The organism is Halopseudomonas laoshanensis, from assembly GCF_008365385.1.
In the GTDB taxonomy this organism is placed as follows: Bacteria; Pseudomonadota; Gammaproteobacteria; order Pseudomonadales; family Pseudomonadaceae; genus Halopseudomonas; species Halopseudomonas laoshanensis.
Map to the genome: position 1 here is coordinate 55,691 of NZ_QOVF01000005.1, position 15,197 is coordinate 70,887.

At 57.4% G+C, this 15,197-nt stretch carries 16 protein-coding genes; 3 read left to right on the top strand and 13 right to left on the bottom strand.

All coding sequences use genetic code 11. The features are described 5' to 3' along the window. Nucleotides 1-65 precede the first annotated feature (65 nt). Genes DT594_RS14860 through rpoE form a run of 5 tightly spaced genes read right to left on the bottom strand, consistent with a single transcriptional unit; the run spans nt 66 to nt 4,223 of the window. Nucleotides 66-1,502, bottom strand: a complete 1,437-nt coding sequence (locus DT594_RS14860; RefSeq protein WP_425460566.1) for a DegQ family serine endoprotease — start codon at nt 1,500-1,502, stop codon at nt 66-68. Nucleotides 1,503-1,526: 24 nt separating this feature from the next. After that, nucleotides 1,527-2,003, bottom strand: coding sequence for a SoxR reducing system RseC family protein (locus tag DT594_RS14865; protein ID WP_149333409.1), 477 nt, complete (start codon nt 2,001-2,003; stop codon nt 1,527-1,529). Then, complete coding sequence (locus tag DT594_RS14870; RefSeq protein WP_149333410.1) at nt 2,000-2,959, bottom strand: MucB/RseB C-terminal domain-containing protein; 960 nt, start codon at nt 2,957-2,959, stop codon at nt 2,000-2,002. Before DT594_RS14870 ends, DT594_RS14865 begins: the two co-directional genes overlap by 4 nt. A 10-nt stretch (nt 2,960-2,969) precedes the next feature. Continuing rightward, complete coding sequence (locus DT594_RS14875) at nt 2,970-3,590, bottom strand: sigma-E factor negative regulatory protein (RefSeq protein WP_149333411.1); 621 nt, start codon at nt 3,588-3,590, stop codon at nt 2,970-2,972. A gap of 57 nt (nt 3,591-3,647) precedes the next feature. Next, the gene (gene rpoE, locus DT594_RS14880) at nt 3,648-4,223 is read right to left on the bottom strand and encodes an RNA polymerase sigma factor RpoE (protein ID WP_096346523.1); all 576 of its coding nucleotides are present in this window, start codon (nt 4,221-4,223) and stop codon (nt 3,648-3,650) included. A gap of 274 nt (nt 4,224-4,497) precedes the next feature. Here rpoE and nadB point away from each other — a divergent pair, with 274 nt between their 5' ends. Continuing rightward, nucleotides 4,498-6,111: an L-aspartate oxidase gene (gene nadB, locus DT594_RS14885; RefSeq protein ID WP_149333412.1), complete on the top strand. Its 1,614-nt coding sequence runs from the start codon at nt 4,498-4,500 to the stop codon at nt 6,109-6,111. On the opposite strand, the gene DT594_RS14890 is transcribed toward nadB, so the two are convergent. Continuing rightward, entirely contained in the window at nt 6,080-6,532 is a 453-nt protein-coding gene (locus DT594_RS14890; RefSeq protein ID WP_149333413.1) for a hypothetical protein, read from the bottom strand. The two genes, nadB and DT594_RS14890, sit on opposite strands and share 32 nt — an antisense overlap. Beyond that, a complete protein-coding gene (locus tag DT594_RS14895) occupies nt 6,516-6,770 on the bottom strand; it encodes an FAD assembly factor SdhE (protein WP_096346526.1) in 255 nt (84 codons plus the stop codon). Before DT594_RS14895 ends, DT594_RS14890 begins: the two co-directional genes overlap by 17 nt. Before the next feature lie 131 nt (nt 6,771-6,901). Between DT594_RS14895 and ygfZ the strand changes: the two genes are divergently transcribed. Together ygfZ and DT594_RS14905 are read left to right on the top strand one after the other, a co-directional pair. Beyond that, nucleotides 6,902-7,927 carry a CAF17-like 4Fe-4S cluster assembly/insertion protein YgfZ gene (gene ygfZ / locus DT594_RS14900; RefSeq protein WP_149333414.1) on the top strand — a complete coding sequence of 342 codons (1,026 nt, stop codon included), beginning with the start codon at nt 6,902-6,904 and terminating at the stop codon, nt 7,925-7,927. Between the two features lie 15 nt (nt 7,928-7,942). After that, nucleotides 7,943-8,773: an HDOD domain-containing protein gene (locus DT594_RS14905; RefSeq protein ID WP_149333415.1), complete on the top strand. Its 831-nt coding sequence runs from the start codon at nt 7,943-7,945 to the stop codon at nt 8,771-8,773. A gap of 14 nt (nt 8,774-8,787) precedes the next feature. Here the strand turns inward: DT594_RS14905 and DT594_RS14910 are convergent, their stop codons facing one another. From DT594_RS14910 to prfB, 6 genes are all read right to left on the bottom strand, one after another. Continuing rightward, the gene (locus DT594_RS14910) at nt 8,788-9,603 is read right to left on the bottom strand and encodes an enoyl-CoA hydratase (RefSeq protein WP_149333416.1); all 816 of its coding nucleotides are present in this window, start codon (nt 9,601-9,603) and stop codon (nt 8,788-8,790) included. A 35-nt stretch (nt 9,604-9,638) separates the two neighbouring features. Beyond that, entirely contained in the window at nt 9,639-10,349 is a 711-nt protein-coding gene (ung, locus tag DT594_RS14915) for a uracil-DNA glycosylase (protein ID WP_149333417.1), read from the bottom strand. Nucleotides 10,350-10,351: 2 nt separating this feature from the next. Further along, the gene (locus tag DT594_RS14920) at nt 10,352-10,681 is read right to left on the bottom strand and encodes a PA3694 family proteiin (RefSeq protein ID WP_149333419.1); all 330 of its coding nucleotides are present in this window, start codon (nt 10,679-10,681) and stop codon (nt 10,352-10,354) included. An 11-nt stretch (nt 10,682-10,692) separates the two neighbouring features. Further along, on the bottom strand, nt 10,693-11,976 hold the full coding sequence (locus DT594_RS14925; protein WP_149333421.1) for a flavohemoglobin expression-modulating QEGLA motif protein: 1,284 nt from the start codon (nt 11,974-11,976) through the stop codon (nt 10,693-10,695). Nucleotides 11,977-12,508: 532 nt separating this feature from the next. Then, nucleotides 12,509-14,011: a lysine--tRNA ligase gene (gene lysS, locus DT594_RS14930; RefSeq protein WP_149333423.1), complete on the bottom strand. Its 1,503-nt coding sequence runs from the start codon at nt 14,009-14,011 to the stop codon at nt 12,509-12,511. Nucleotides 14,012-14,085: 74 nt separating this feature from the next. Beyond that, a protein-coding gene (gene prfB, locus DT594_RS14935; protein WP_096348066.1) for a peptide chain release factor 2 occupies nt 14,086-15,181 on the bottom strand; the annotation gives its coding sequence in 2 pieces (ribosomal slippage) (nt 14,086-15,108 and nt 15,110-15,181; 1,095 coding nt in all). Nucleotides 15,182-15,197: the final 16 nt, after the last annotated feature.

The window sequence follows — 15,197 nt, forward strand, 5'->3', positions numbered from 1 at the left end:
CCCGGCTGCCAACCCCGCATCACGATGGTGATGAGGGCCAGCATCTCGGGCGGGAAGCCTGGCGCTTAACTGGCCAGCCTGAAGGTGATATAGCTCGCCCTGCCCTGACGTATGACACGCATGGATACAGAACGATTGGTGGGTAGATCGGCGGTGATTTTTTCGAATGCATCCACCGACTCAACAGGCTGATTGTCCAGATTGGTGATGATGTCGCCGTTACGCAGGCCGACCATCGCGCCAGGCCCCTGACGCACCTCACGGATGATTACCCCGGAACGCACATCCAGATTGCTTTTCTGCTCTTCGGTCAGCTCGGCTACCACCACACCGAGGCGGTTATCGGCACTGGCCGGCGCACTGGTGGAGGGCGCAACGGCAGCAACGCTATCGTCTTCCGGCAGAGCACCGATCTCCATTTTAAGCGTCTTGCGTTTTTTATCACGCATGACGACCAGGGTGGCATCCTCACCAGGGCGAACGCGGCCTACCGCATGCGGCAGGTCGGAGGACATGATGATCTCCTCGCCATTGAAGCTGAGAATCACATCCCCAACCTGCAGCCCGCCTTTTTCAGCCGGACCATCTGGCTGAATCTGCGCTACCAATGCGCCAGCTGGCTTGGGCAGACCAAAAGATTCGGCCAGGTCCTTGTTGACCTCCTGAATCACCACCCCCAGCCAACCGCGCTGGACGCTGCCGTCTTCTTTCAACTGCTGGACGACGTCCATCGCCACATCGACCGGAATGGCAAAAGACAGCCCCATAAAGCCACCTGACCGGGTAAAGATCTGTGAGTTGATCCCAATCACCTCGCCATCCAGATTCAGCAGCGGACCACCGGAGTTACCAGGATTGATGGCCACGTCGGTTTGGATAAAAGGGACGTAACTTTCATTCGGCAGACTGCGACCTTTGGCACTAACGATGCCGGCCGTGACCGAATAGTCGAAACCGAACGGCGAGCCTATTGCCAACACCCATTCGCCCGCCTTGAGATCAGAGGATTTACCCATGCGCACCACGGGAAGGTCGTCTCCGGCCTCAATTTTCAGCAGCGCAAGGTCAGAGCGTGGATCCGCCCCCACCAGCTCGGCTTGAAGCTCACGACGATCAGACAGCCGCACGAAAATCTCGTCCGCGTCGGCTATCACATGATTATTGGTCAGTACGTAACCATCTTTGGAAAGGATGAAACCTGAACCCAGCGATTGCGGCGCTTCACGCTCGCGGGGCGCCTGTGGCCCTTGCTGCGGAAAGCCGCGCTCGAAAAACTCGCGAAACAGCGGTGGCATACCTTCCAGGTCAGGCATACCTGGCGCCATCCCAGACGGCCGGGATACGGCTTTCTGGCTGGTGCTGATATTGACGACGGCGGGGGATACTTCTTCAACCAACTCGGTAAAATCTGGCAGACCTTGGGCCATGCCCAGCGAGGACCAACCCAGCAGCAGCGAGCTAGTCGCCACGATCATCCAACGTTGCATTGACAGCATGTGCACCTGATCTCCTATGAAATGAAGGCCTCAGGGCATCGTCAGCGTACGGTCGCTGGTCACGATGCCGCTAGGCGACATAACGCGCATGATACGGGGTTGCATATCCGGATTGCTGCGTTGCCGCCAAGCGTACCAGCGTACGCCCGCGAAACCTGAAGCCAGACCAAAAAAAGCACAAAGAATTATCCAGGGCTCGGACAAACCCGCATTATCTGCCAGCAAGGCGGCACTGAAAAGTCCGATCAGAGGTAGGATATACATATACAGCGAAGCGTTGACAACGGCATTTTCAGGCAGCCCTATCATTACCTGATCGCCCACTTGCACGGATCTGTCGGTGAGCACTCGGATGTAACCTTGTCGAGCGCCGCCACCGAGCCGCTGCAACAGCGCCTGCCCGCACCCGGCCTTTGCCTGGCAACTACCGCAGGTGCTTTGTCGAACAGTTTCCACCCAGGCAGCGCCGGGTTCAGAACTGACCACCCTGCCCTGCTCTTCGATCACGGCTGAACGCTCTCAGCTTCAACCGTAAACGAATCCGCCACACGCTCGGCAGCAGCGGCCGGCACTTCACCTACCACGGTTGCCAGATAATCACCTTCTGCACGCGCCAATCGGCGGCTGATCGCCACTGTAGGCCCGAGCTGAGCGCGTAAATCATCAGCCAATGTTTCCGCTCCCAAGGGCTCGACAAAAACCGTCAGACGCGCCAAACCATCAGTGAATACCTGAGTAATCACCTGCCCGTCACTATCGTCGAGAGAGCGAACTTCACGGTGCCCCAGAACGAATCCTGGTGGTAACCAGCCGGGCATCCAGGCTTCACCCGCGTCAGCGCGTTCATCAGTACTCATTGGCACCGGCAAACAGATACTGCTGGGTTCAAGCGCTTGATCGGGCAGTTCACCGACGTTCAGCGAAGCAAATTGAAAGCGCTCCAACAGGACGTCACGTTCGTTAATAAGAAGGGATTTGAGCAGCAAACCAGTTTCCTGGTCCAGATACAGCTCATAGGCGTAACGGAAGGGGTCGCGGGGTTTAACCGCAAGAACGAATACCGGGCGGTTCGCTACACGCGTCGAGCCGAGCATCTGCAACGTATACCAGTTGTGTAACAACTCGAGCTGCTCTGACAACTGGCCGCTGGCTTTCCAGGCAGAACGCAGGCCAACGGAACTGGTACAAACCAGATCTCCATTGCGCGTCAACCATTCCTGCGGCTCTCCATCTGCCTGCAACAGACGTTCGCTGGTCTGATCGCCTTGGCGCTGGCGCCACACCTGGTGCGTGCTGAAGCTACCTGTGCGCTCGTAGACAAAGGACCCGTAGTAGCTTTGCTCACGGGCCGCATCCACCATCCGCTTGAGCAGATCGCGCGGCTCCTCAGCCAGCACCGGAAGCGTCAGAAACAGGGCCGCTATGGGCGCACCCCATAGCGTCAATCGCCGTGTTACTGACATAGGCTGCACCCTATTTGCTTTCCAGACTGGCCGCCCGTGCATAAGGGAGCAACTGAGGCGCTTCAAAGCGCGAGCTGTGCTCAGCGTGCTGGCGCAGATAGCTGCCTATACGCTGTTCCTGCCAAGCGGATGGTGCTTTCTGGTCTGCAACGGCGTCGCCATTCATCTGCGGCTGCTGGGAAAACCCAGCCAAAACCGCACCACCCTGAGAGGCGGGAGCCACGGCCGGTGCGACGGCCACAGGAGCATCAACTACCGGAGGCAGGTCAGCGACCATGGCCGGATCAGCCGGAGCACCGTCCTGGTTGAACATGTTGACGCCCACCAGAACCGCCATCGTTACCGAAGCAGCCACAGCAAGACGACTCAGGTTCTGCCATACGCGTGGCGCTTTTGGTGCCGCCACTGGCTCTGGTTCGCCCGCAATGACAGCGGCAATACCAGCAGACAAGTCGATCTTCGGCTGCCAGGGCTCCTTATGCATTACGGCGCGCGCCATCTGATAACGATCCCAGGTGCTACGCAGCGCTGGATCGCTTTCGCTGGATTGGAGCACGCGACGGATTTCAAGCTCATCCGCTTCGTTATCCATCAACGCGGAAAGAGATTCCTGCAAGGATTGATTGCTCATCGCTTTACCTCTGCTAGTGACCCATAAAGGGCTTTTTGCACCAAACACCTACCGCGATCAGTCTTCGATCAGTGGCTTAAGTGCCTTATCTATTGCCTCACGTGCTCTGAAGATGCGGGATCTCACCGTACCCACAGGGCAATTCATTACAGCGGCAATGTCTTCATAACTCAGACCCTCAAACTCACGCAAAGTTAGGGCTGTTCTCAAATCATCGGGCAATTGCTGCAAGGTGCGATTGATCATCTGCTCAATCTCGTTGCGCAACATGTCCCGCTCCGGCGAGTGAATATCCTTGAGGGCGCTGTCGCCATCATGGTACTCAGCCTCATCGGCCGCTATATCCGAATCTGGCGGGCGTCGTCCTCGGGCCACCAGATAGTTTTTTGCCGTGTTGATCGCTATGCGATACAACCATGTGTAAAAGGCACTGTCGCCACGGAAATTGGCCAGAGCGCGGTAGGCTTTAATAAAAGCTTCCTGTGCTACATCCTGGGCCTCGTGACTGTCATGCACAAAACGGGTAACCAGAGCGAGAATCTTGTGCTGATATTTCAGCACCAGAAGATCAAAAGCTCGTTTGTCACCACGCTGAACCCGTTCGACCAACTGCTGATCGGTCTGCTCAGTCATTCAGCAGCTCCCAGCAGCGCAACGGCCTCAGCCTTGCCTTGTTGTGATAGACCCGCAATGTAAGCAAAAGTTCTCCCCTCGTCAGGTTCAGCTATATGAGCGGGCGGCCAGTCAAAAGTTCCACGCCCTTATTCGTTATCAGCGCAAATCATAGCAATTATCGGGCCTGTTGCGGAAACCTCTTGTGATGCTTGCTGTATTGCGCGACCTGTTGCTTCTATATACTAGCCTGCCAAATGTCCACAGAACGCCTGAATTGAGCGCCCGGAGTGTCATGACACACACACAGGAATATGACGTACTGGTCATCGGCAGTGGTGCGGCCGGCCTCACTCTGGCACTGCACCTCGCCGATCATATGCGTGTCGGCGTCATCAGCAAGGGTCAATTGTCCGAAGGTTCGACCTTCTGGGCCCAGGGCGGCGTTGCCGCTGTGCTGGATGACACTGATACCATCGATGCCCATGTTCAGGACACCCTCGAAGCCGGTGGCGGATTATGCCATGAAGACGCGGTGCGCCAGATCGTAGGCAACAGTCGCGAGGCCATTGGCTGGTTGATCGAGCAAGGCGTCCCTTTCACCCGGGAAACGCGAGAAGATGGCAGTGAAAGCGATGATTTTCATCTGACCATGGAAGGTGGCCACAGCCACCGCCGTATTATCCACGCCGCAGATGCTACCGGCGCTGCTATTTTCAACACCTTGCTGCTCAAGGCACAGACACACAGCAACATCGTTTTGCTGGAAAACCGTGTAGCGGTGGATCTGATTACCAGTGGCAAGCTCGGCCTGCCGGGTCAACGCTGCCTTGGCGCCTATATTCTCAACCGCACCAGCGGTCATGTGGAAACCTATGCTGCGCGTTTCACCGTGCTGGCCACAGGCGGAGCGAGCAAGGTCTATCTCTATACCAGCAACCCGGACAGCGCCTCCGGAGACGGCATTGCCATGGCCTGGCGCGCCGGCTGCCGGGTCGCCAACATGGAATTCAATCAGTTTCACCCTACCTGCCTGTACCATCCCAAAGCCAAGAGCTTTCTGATCACTGAAGCCTTGCGCGGGGAAGGCGCATTACTCAAGCTACCGGACGGTACTCGATTCATGCCGCGCTTCGATCGGCGTGCTGAGCTCGCGCCCCGGGATATCGTCGCCCGCGCAATTGACCATGAGATGAAACGGCTCGGGCTGGATTGCGTGTTTCTGGATATCAGCCACAAGCCCGCCGATTTTATCCGCAGCCACTTCCCTACCGTGTATGAACGCTGCCTGACATTCGGCATCGACATCACCCGCGAGCCGATTCCAGTAGTACCTGCCGCTCACTATACCTGCGGTGGCGTGGTGGTAGAGCCTAGCGGCCGTACCGACCTGCAGGCGCTCTACGCTATTGGTGAAACCAGCTTTACCGGCCTGCACGGCGCCAACCGCATGGCCAGCAACTCGTTACTGGAGTGCATTGTCTACGGCCGTTCGGCCAGTCAGGACATTCTGCAAAGCCTGGACAGCTATCCAATGCCAACCGACCTGCCAAGTTGGGATGAGAGCCAGGTGACCGACTCGGACGAGGACGTGATCATCTCGCACAATTGGGATGAGCTTCGCCGTTTCATGTGGGATTACGTGGGGATAGTACGCACCAACAAACGTCTGCAGCGCGCCAAACATCGGGTGGATATGCTGCTGGCGGAGATTCACGAGTTTTACAGCAATTACACGGTAACACGCGACCTGCTTGAGTTGCGCAACCTCGCGCTGGTTGCCGATCTGATTATTCAATCAGCCATGCAGCGCCGCGAGAGCCGCGGCCTGCATTACATTCTTGACTACCCTGACCTGCTGCCTCAGGCCGAAGACACTATTCTGCAGCCATCCAACGCTGGCGACTGAACCGCAAACGCAGGCGCAGCCGGCGCAGGGCATCCTCTGCTGCTGCATCGGCAGGCAACACCACCGACACCGGCCACCAACGTCCTGGCTCGCGCAGGCGCACCACGGTCAGGAATGCGCTAACGAAGGTGTCTGCCAGCAGCCGGGCTCCAGCTTCAGAGCCATCACGGCGCAAGACGTGCCAGCCATGGCTATCGAACCGCAAACCGGTGACCGAACTGGCATGACGCAGGCTGACCTGTCGCGGCCAGACCCAAAGGCCGTAAGCCACCACCACCAACATCATTCCAACCGCCAGCAAGCCGGGTATGGCACTGCGATACAGCGCCACTGCCGCCAACAAAGAAAAGATTACCAGCGCTCCGCCGAGGAAGCGCGAGGGCTGGCGTTGCAGTAACAGATAATCAGTTTGGCTGAACACGGTCTAATATCATCCTTACCATGCGCTTCAAGTCGGGGTCATCCGGTTCACTGCGCTGCATGAACCAGCCGAACATATCCTGATCTTCACAGGTCAACAACTTGCTGAAACGTTCCTTATCCGCCGGCTCAAGATCGCTGTAGGCTTCCTGAAGAAAAGGTAGCAACAGCACATCCAGTTCCAGCATGCCGCGGCGGCTATGCCAGAACAAACGTTTCATTTCTATATCGGCCGACATCAAACATCTCCGCAATGGGTTGAAAACGCGCCGTAGCGCACACACATCATTATAGGCGCAAGGCAACACTGACAAGCATGCACCATAGTCCTATGATGTAACAGCTGACTACACCAGACAATTCGAGTCCTATGACCGCAATCAACTCGCTAGAACAAACCCTGTCCGAACGCTTTGCCGTATCGGATGCCGATGAACTACCCGCCACCGGAATCACCTGGCTTTCTCACGAGGGCATTCTGGCCGTAAGCGGCGCTGATGCAAACCGCTTTTTACAGGGGCAATTGACCTGTGATGTAAGTGTGCTGCCTGACCCCGGCAGCACGCTGGGCGCACGCTGCAATCCCAAAGGCCGAATACAATCGAGTTTCAGACTGGTGCGCCTGGCCGCAGATGCTTACCTGCTGGCCATGCACAAAGAAGTGCTGGAAGCCCAGAGCGCTGATCTGGGGAAATATGCGGTGTTCTTCAAAACCAGTATCAAAGACGCCAGTAACGACTGGGTGCGTGTTGGCTTGTGGGGCGACGCAGCCGAGACAGCGTTGCAAAAAGCCGGCCTGACTCCACCAGAGAATATTGATGAGGTCACCTCCTGCGCCACCGGCAGCGTGGTTCGCGTGCCCGGGCTGCACCGTTTCGAGATCTGGCTACCCAGTGAATCGGCAGTAAATACACTGGACCAGCTGCAGACGCTTGCGACCCCCACAGCACTGAATGCCTGGCAACTGCTACAAATACGTAACGGGCTGGGCGAAGTCAGTGCGGCTACTCGTGAAAGCTTTATCCCGCAGATGCTGAATATGCAGCTGTTCGATGCTGTCAGCTTCAGAAAGGGTTGCTACACCGGCCAGGAAATCGTCGCCAGGATGCAGTACCTGGGTAAACTCAAGCGACGCATGTTCCGGCTGCTGATGGAGGGACAACAGCCATTGCCAGCCGGTACGCTGATCGTTAACCGTGACAATGGCCAGACGCTAGGGGAAGTGGTCTCCAGTGCGCGAGGCAACGCTCGGGTAGAAATATTAGCCGTACTACAAAAAGATGCGGCACAATTGCTACAATTAGCCGCAGGGGATAGCAATGGGCCATCATTGGCCGTCGCCGACCTGCCCTATGATACTGAACTGGTCGCCAGTGAAGACGACCCGGTTAACTGAACAAGGAAACAACCCATGACCGATCTGGCCCAGCGCGTACAGGATGAGTTGATCCAAGCCATTGAAAAGGACCAGCTGGTTCTACCCACACTGCCGGAAGTGGCGTTGCGGGTGCGTGAGGCGGCCGAAGATCCGGACGTCAATATTGCCCATCTGGTGCGCGAGATCAGCAACGATGCCGCGCTCAGTGCGCGCCTGATCAAAGTGGTCAACAGCCCGCTGCTGCGCACCCGGCAGGAAATTACCGATCTGAGCATGGCCGTCAACCGCATGGGTATTACCTACACCGCCAATCTGGCGACCGGGCTGGCCATGGCGCAGATGTTCCAGGCCACTTCAGATGTGATTGATCGCAAGATGCGCGAGGTCTGGGGCCGCAGTACCGAGGTAGCGGGCATCAGCCACGTGCTCTGCCGGCACTACACCAAGCTCAAGCCCGACCAGGCCACGCTGGCCGGTCTGGTGCATCAGATCGGGGTACTGCCGATCCTCAGTTATGCCGAAGAGAACGATCAGCTCCTGGCTGATCCAGCGAGCCTGGACCTGGTTATCGAACGCATCCACCCAATTATTGGCGATCGCATTCTGGAAGCCTGGGATTTTCCGGTTCCGCTGCGTCATGTACCCACGCAACATCTGGATTTCAACCGTAATTCACCCACCGTGGATTACGCCGACGTTGTCCAGGTGGCAATGCTGCAAAGCCTGAGTAGCGAACATCCGCTGGCACAGCTGGACTGGAACACCATCCCCGCCTTCGCCAAACTGGGCATCAGCCAGGATGGCGATGGCGAGGAAGAAGACCTGTCAGCGGAAATGGAAGCGGCTATGGCGCTGCTAGGCTAATCAGTGGAGGCTGATTAGCGATTCCGCCACTGGGGTGGGCGCTTTTCAAAAAAGGCGTTGACCCCTTCCAGCGTATCTTCGTGATCGAACAGATCAACAAAAAGCTCTCGCTCCTGCGCCAGCAGACTATTCAACGGCTGCTGACGCGCGCCCTGGATCAAGGTCTTGCAGGCTTTGACCGCCAACGGGCTCTGCCGCCCGACCTGAGCCGCCAACCTTAGAGCAGTAGTGAGCGCCTGGCCCTGCTCCACAACTTCCTCTACCAAACCAATGCGTTCGGCCTTGACGCCATCAATGCGCTCACCGCAAAGAATCATCCGTTTCGCCCAGCCTTCACCGACTAACCAGGACAGTGCCTGAGTACCGCCGGCACAGGGCAACAGGCCCACGCTGGCTTCCGGCAATGCAAGCTGCACCTGACGCTCGGCAATACGGATATCGCAGGCCAGAGCGCACTCCAGGCCGCCGCCCATCGCGTAGCCATTCAATGCAGCAATCGAAACCCCGGAAAAATCCCGCAAGGCTTCAAAGGCCTGCCCAAAGAGGCGAGCCATCAGCCGCGCACGGGCCTTGTCGCCATCGGCGAATAACTTTAGATCGGCGCCCGCAGAAAAGAAGCGTTCGCCGCGCCCGGTGATCACCAGAGCATAGATCTCCGGGTCTGCACTCAGGTGCGCAACCAATTCGACCAGGCCGTGCAGGGTATCGGTATCCCATGTATTGGCCGGCGCGTTATCAATGGTCACCAGCGCGGTATGCCCGACCTTCTGCACCACCAGCTTGTCAGTGCGCGGTACCAGAGCGGTATAGGGTTGCAATGCATGATCCATAAAGCACTCCAGAACAGTAAAACAAAGGGTAATTTCTAGACTGCGCCATCCGGTAAGCGCCAGTCAATCGGTTGCCGCCCGTGCTCCTGCAGGTAAGCGTTGGCGGCAGAAAAATGCCCGTTGCCGATAAATCCACGGTGCGCCGAGAGCGGAGATGGGTGCACAGAAGTCAGCACCTTATGTCTCGACAAATCCACCTGCGCCGCTTTTTTCTGCGCGTAGCTGCCCCAGAGCATGAATACCAGATGTTCATGTTCCCTGGCCGCAATCTCGATCACTCTGGTGGTAAAGGTTTCCCAACCCTGGCCCGCGTGGGCGCCTGCGTTGGCCTGTTCGACCGTCAGCACGGCATTGAGCAGTAGCACACCCTGCTCGGCCCAGCTTTGCAGGCAGCCGTGCCTGGGAATGGGTAGCTGCAGGTCGCGTTGCAGTTCCTTGAAGATATTCTGCAGCGAAGGTGGTGGACGTATACCCGGCGGTACTGAAAAGCTCAACCCGTGAGCCTGACCCGGCCCGTGATAGGGATCCTGGCCGATGATCACCACCTTGAGCTGGTCCAACGGCGTGCTGTTGAGCGCATTGAATATCAGCGGCCCCGGTGGAAAGATCACCTTGCCTGCGGCCTTTTCTGCCAGCAGAAAGGCACGCAGTTGCTGCATGTACGGCGTCTCGAACTCATTCCCCAAAGCCGCTTTCCAGCCTGGCTCCAAGGCTACGTTGCGTTCGGCCACATTACCCTCAGGCATAGTCACTCCGCTACCGGTACCGACTGGGCGTTACAACGCACCACACGCTCACGGTTATCCACCAGCAAGCCAGACAGGCCGTTGTGCCGGTTATCATGCAGCACCAGAATGCCGTCGACACATTCAGCCACCTGATTGGCAGCGCGACTGCGCATTTGCCCGGCCTCGGCCGAACCCACAGTAACCAGGCTGAATTCGGCGACCAGCAGGCCCTGTTCTTCACGGGTAAAGTTCAGATATCCATAGGCATACAGGATCATGACGGTGGCAAACACCGTGGCAAAGAAGGTCAGAATAATCGGCAGCTTGTTCAGCTCTTTAGTCTCGCTCACAACTCTTTTCCTCAGAGGATATTCGCATAATCAGCTTCGATGCGATCGAGGCTGAGATTGTTCAAAAAGCCGGAGAAACACATCCAGGCACTCAAAGCGTTCAGATCTGCAAAAGGCTCAGGCAGATAACGTGGCGGTACTACCAGCCCCTCCTCTACCAACTGCCCCAGCGTGCGCATATCTTCCAGCGTGGTCTTGCCGCAGAACAGCAATGGAATCTGCTGCAACTTGCCTTTGCGTACCGCCAACTGGATATAGTTGTAGGTAAGAATAAAGCCCTTGAGGTACGCCAGGTCCTTGGTAAAAGGCAGACCGTTACTGCTGGATCCACGGAACACGCGGCTGGCGTTGGTGTAGCTGTTTTCCTTGGAGTAATCCTGTTCACGATAGAACTGGAATACATCGAGAAAGTCGCCGCCCGACTCAGCCAGTTGAATTGCCCGCGTGCGGTCAGTCAGCTTGCGCAGGCGCGCCGGATAGGAGGCGAAGGTGATCACTTCCATCAGGATCGCCAGGCCTTCCTGGGTAACAGTCGAAGACGGCGGCCCTTTGGCCAGGAAGGTGCAGATAGGCTGGTGCTGTCCATTCAAGCTGGTGGCCACATGCACCATGCCTTCATGCACGGCGAGAATTTTCAGATCGCGTTCGTTAAACATCGCATCGCTGCGGATCTTGATGTAATCCGCGCCGGCTGCGGCGTCGGCAACAATGCCGTCAGACTCGAACACACGCACCGCCTGATCATCCGGAAACGCTTGATTCATGCGCTCCTGCAGAATCGCCACCGCTTCTGGCGCGGCGATAATCTTGGGCTCACGCCCCAGATCCGAACCAATATTGGTCAGCGACTCGCTGAGCATGATGCTCAGATCGGTCAGGGTTGGATCGCCGGCATGGAAGGCATCGGAGGCAGAGCCATACAGTTCTTGGGAGATAAAACCCATATCCGGTGTGCCGCGCGCTTCGAGCATGCGGATAACCATGCGGTATTCCTTGCACATGCGCCGCATGATCTGCCCGACTGGATTAAAGGTGCCCAGTTGGCGAGTGATATCCCTTTCTATTTCCTGAAAGACCTGGCGCATCACGCCCGGATCGAAACCCAGGGGACGCTGGGCGTAATAGTCAGGACCGACGTCGGGCAGGCTTTTGCAGCGCTTGCGAAAGAATTCTTCACGCAGGCTGTCGTCCCACTTGATCGCATCCAGAATTCGAATCGGCGACTGCGCCTCGACAATGCGGTCAGACAGACTGCGGATGACCAATTGGTACTGTTCGCTCTGTTTTACCGTCATATTGTTCCTGCTGCTGGTGGTATCGGTGAGGCTTTGCGCCTTGCTTCGACATTATTGTGATCTGTGCTGCAGTGCAACGCTTGGTGATCTTCGGTCTTGTGCAACGCTTGGTGATCTACGATGCAGTGCAACGCTCGGCCGGGCAACCCCCAGGCTGGACACGCTACGAGCCGTCCATGGGGCTCATCAATGGCCATCCCTGGCCATTGACGGTCCAGCCTGGGGGTTGCCCGGCACCGCGGTAAAGAATGGGCATTTCCGAGATAACATCAAAACCTAACCACCTTCACCTGACAGGCTCTCAAGTTATCTTCTGACTCGCCGGAAACCTGATCGACGCACCTTCTAAGTTAGGCGAGGTTGGCCAGCCCCGGTGTCGGACCGTCGATGGCCAGGGATGGCCATCGACGAGCCCCATGGACGGCTTGCAGCGTGTCCGTCACCGGGGCTGGTCAACCTCGTACTCACACCAAAACAACCTGATCAGGTTTCCCTGCACCCTCCTGATACCAAACAACAAAAACTCAAAAACTTAAGCCTCAGGCCGCATATGCGGAAAAAGGATCACATCCCGAATCGAAGGCGCATCCGTCAGCAACATCACCAGCCGATCAATACCAATACCCTCACCCGCCGTCGGCGGCATACCGTATTCCAGGGCACGGACAAAGTCGGCGTCATAATGCATGGCCTCATCGTCACCCGCATCCTTGTCAGCGACCTGAGCGTGGAAGCGCTCGGCCTGATCTTCGGCATCGTTAAGCTCCGAATAGGCGTTGGCAATCTCGCGGCCGCCAATAAACAGCTCGAAGCGATCGGTCACGCTCGGGTCATCATCACTACGACGCGCTAACGGAGACACCTCAAACGGATAGCGGGTGATAAAGGTCGGCTGCTCCAGAAGATGCTCTACGCGTTCCTCGAAGATCATCACCTGCAACTTGCCCAGACCCTCGAAACCCTTCACATCAGCACCGGCTTTCTTGGCAATAGCGCGGGCCGCGTCCAAGTCCTGCAAATCAGCAGCGCTGATCTCGGGGCAGAACTTGAGGATCGAATCAAATACCGACAGGCGTGCAAAGGGTTCGCCGAAGTGGAACACCTTGCCCTGATAGGGCACATCGGTGCTGCCCAACACATCCATGGCCAACTCGCGGAACAGCTCCTCGGTCAGATCCATGTTGTCTTCGTAATCGGCGTAGGCCTGGTAGAACTCGAGCATGGTGAACTCAGGGTTGTGCCGGGTTGAAACCCCTTCGTTACGGAAGTTGCGGTTGATCTCGAACACCCGCTCGAAACCACCGACTACCAGGCGCTTGAGATACAGCTCCGGCGCGATCCGCAGAAACATCGGCAGATCCAGCGCATTGTGGTGCGTCTCGAACGGCTTGGCCGCGGCGCCACCGGGGATGGTCTGCAGCATCGGCGTTTCCACCTCGAGGAAGTTGCGCTCGGCGAGAAACTTGCGGATATGCGCAATCACCCGCGAGCGCACCAGGAACGTATCGCGGGTGTCCTCGTTGACGATCAGATCAACATAACGTTGGCGATAGCGCTGCTCGGTGTCGGTCAGGCCGTGGTGCTTGTCCGGCAATGGCCGCAGGGACTTGGTCAGCAATTGAACCGAAGTCATGCTGACATACAGATCGCCCTTGCCGGACCGCGCCATGACGCCTTCTGCGGCAATGATATCGCCCATGTCCCAGTGTTTGATCGCCTCCAGCGTCTCGGCCTGCAGCGTCTTGCGGTCAACGTAGACCTGAATACGGCCAGTCATGTCCTGGATCACCATAAAGGCGCCACGATTGAGCATGATGCGCCCGGCGACTTTGACCGGAATCAACGTCTCGGCCAGCTCTTCCTTGGTCTTGTCGGCGTAGGTCTTCTGCAGATCACCAGCATAACTGTCACGACGGAAGCGGTTGGGGAAGGCGTTGCCCTTGGCACGCTCGGCCGCCAGTTTTTCCTTGCGCAGGGAAATCAGGCGGTTTTCTTCCTCGGGGAGGGCTTGCTGGTCATTCTGCTGATCGGTCATGTCGGTACTTCCGGAAGTTGCAGTTCAATTCAAAGGGATTTGATGCGCCAGGGACGCCGCGGCTGAAACAGGCCTCAAAGGCCCTGTTTCAGACTCGCCTCAATAAACTCATCCAGATCGCCATCCAGCACCGCGTTGCAGTTGCTGTTCTCGATATTGGTGCGCAGGTCTTTGATGCGCGATTGATCGAGCACGTAAGAGCGGATCTGATGACCCCATCCAATATCGGACTTGGTATCTTCCAGCGCTTGCGCTGCCGCGTTGCGCTTCATCATTTCCTGCTCGTAGAGCTTAGCGCGCAGCATCTTCATCGCGGTATCGCGGTTGCCATGCTGTGAACGCTGGCTCTGACAGCTGACCACGGTGTTGGTCGGTACGTGGGTAATACGCACGGCCGAGTCGGTGGTGTTTACGTGCTGACCACCCGCGCCCTGGGAGCGATAGGTATCCACGCGCAGATCAGCCGGATTGATATCGATTTCAATATCGTCGTCAATCTCTGGCGAAACGAATACAGCAGAGAAGGAGGTATGCCGGCGGTTGCCGGAATCATAGGGGCTCTTGCGCACCAGGCGGTGCACGCCAATTTCCGTGCGTAGCCAGCCAAAGGCGTACTCGCCTTTGATAAAGACAGTCGCACTCTTGATGCCCGCGACTTCACCGGCGGAGAGTTCGACGATTTCGGTTTCGAAGCCGCGCTGGTCGCACCAACGCAGATACATGCGCAGCAGCATGTTGGCCCAATCCTGGGCCTCGGTGCCGCCGGAACCGGCCTGGATATCCAGGTAGCAGTTGTTCGGGTCCATCTCGCCGCTGAACATGCGACGGAACTCGAGCTTTTCCAGGCTCGCCTGCAGGCGGGCGAGTTCGGTGACGATGTCTGCAACCGCAGATTCATCTTCCTCTTCGGCAGCCATCTCCAGCAGTTCACCGGCATCTGCCAGACCCGAGCTCATCTCATCCAGGGTTTCGACGATCTGCGCCAGTTGCGCGCGCTCCTTGCCCAGCGCCTGTGCGCGCTCGGGATCGTTCCATACGGAGGGGTCTTCGAGCTCGCGCTCAACTTCAGTCAGACGATCATGTTTGTGATCGTAGTCAAAGATACCCCCGAATGGTCTCGGAGCGGCCACGCAGGTCTTTGATGGTATTCAGAATCGGATTGATTTCCATGGTGACAAATCCCGTC

Excerpts from the sequence above, each read along its gene's own strand:
- DT594_RS14870 (WP_149333410.1), bottom strand. The coding sequence starts at position 2,959 with ATGTCAGTAACACGGCGATTGACGCTATGGGGTGCGCCCATAGCGGCC.
- DT594_RS14875 (WP_149333411.1), bottom strand. The coding sequence starts at position 3,590 with ATGAGCAATCAATCCTTGCAGGAATCTCTTTCCGCGTTGATGGATAAC.
- rpoE (WP_096346523.1), bottom strand. The coding sequence starts at position 4,223 with ATGACTGAGCAGACCGATCAGCAGTTGGTCGAACGGGTTCAGCGTGGT.
- nadB (WP_149333412.1), top strand. The coding sequence starts at position 4,498 with ATGACACACACACAGGAATATGACGTACTGGTCATCGGCAGTGGTGCG.
- DT594_RS14895 (WP_096346526.1), bottom strand. The coding sequence starts at position 6,770 with ATGTCGGCCGATATAGAAATGAAACGTTTGTTCTGGCATAGCCGCCGC.
- ygfZ (WP_149333414.1), top strand. The coding sequence starts at position 6,902 with ATGACCGCAATCAACTCGCTAGAACAAACCCTGTCCGAACGCTTTGCC.
- DT594_RS14905 (WP_149333415.1), top strand. The coding sequence starts at position 7,943 with ATGACCGATCTGGCCCAGCGCGTACAGGATGAGTTGATCCAAGCCATT.
- DT594_RS14910 (WP_149333416.1), bottom strand. The coding sequence starts at position 9,603 with ATGGATCATGCATTGCAACCCTATACCGCTCTGGTACCGCGCACTGAC.
- ung (WP_149333417.1), bottom strand. The coding sequence starts at position 10,349 with ATGCCTGAGGGTAATGTGGCCGAACGCAACGTAGCCTTGGAGCCAGGC.
- DT594_RS14925 (WP_149333421.1), bottom strand. The coding sequence starts at position 11,976 with ATGACGGTAAAACAGAGCGAACAGTACCAATTGGTCATCCGCAGTCTG.
- lysS (WP_149333423.1), bottom strand. The coding sequence starts at position 14,011 with ATGACCGATCAGCAGAATGACCAGCAAGCCCTCCCCGAGGAAGAAAAC.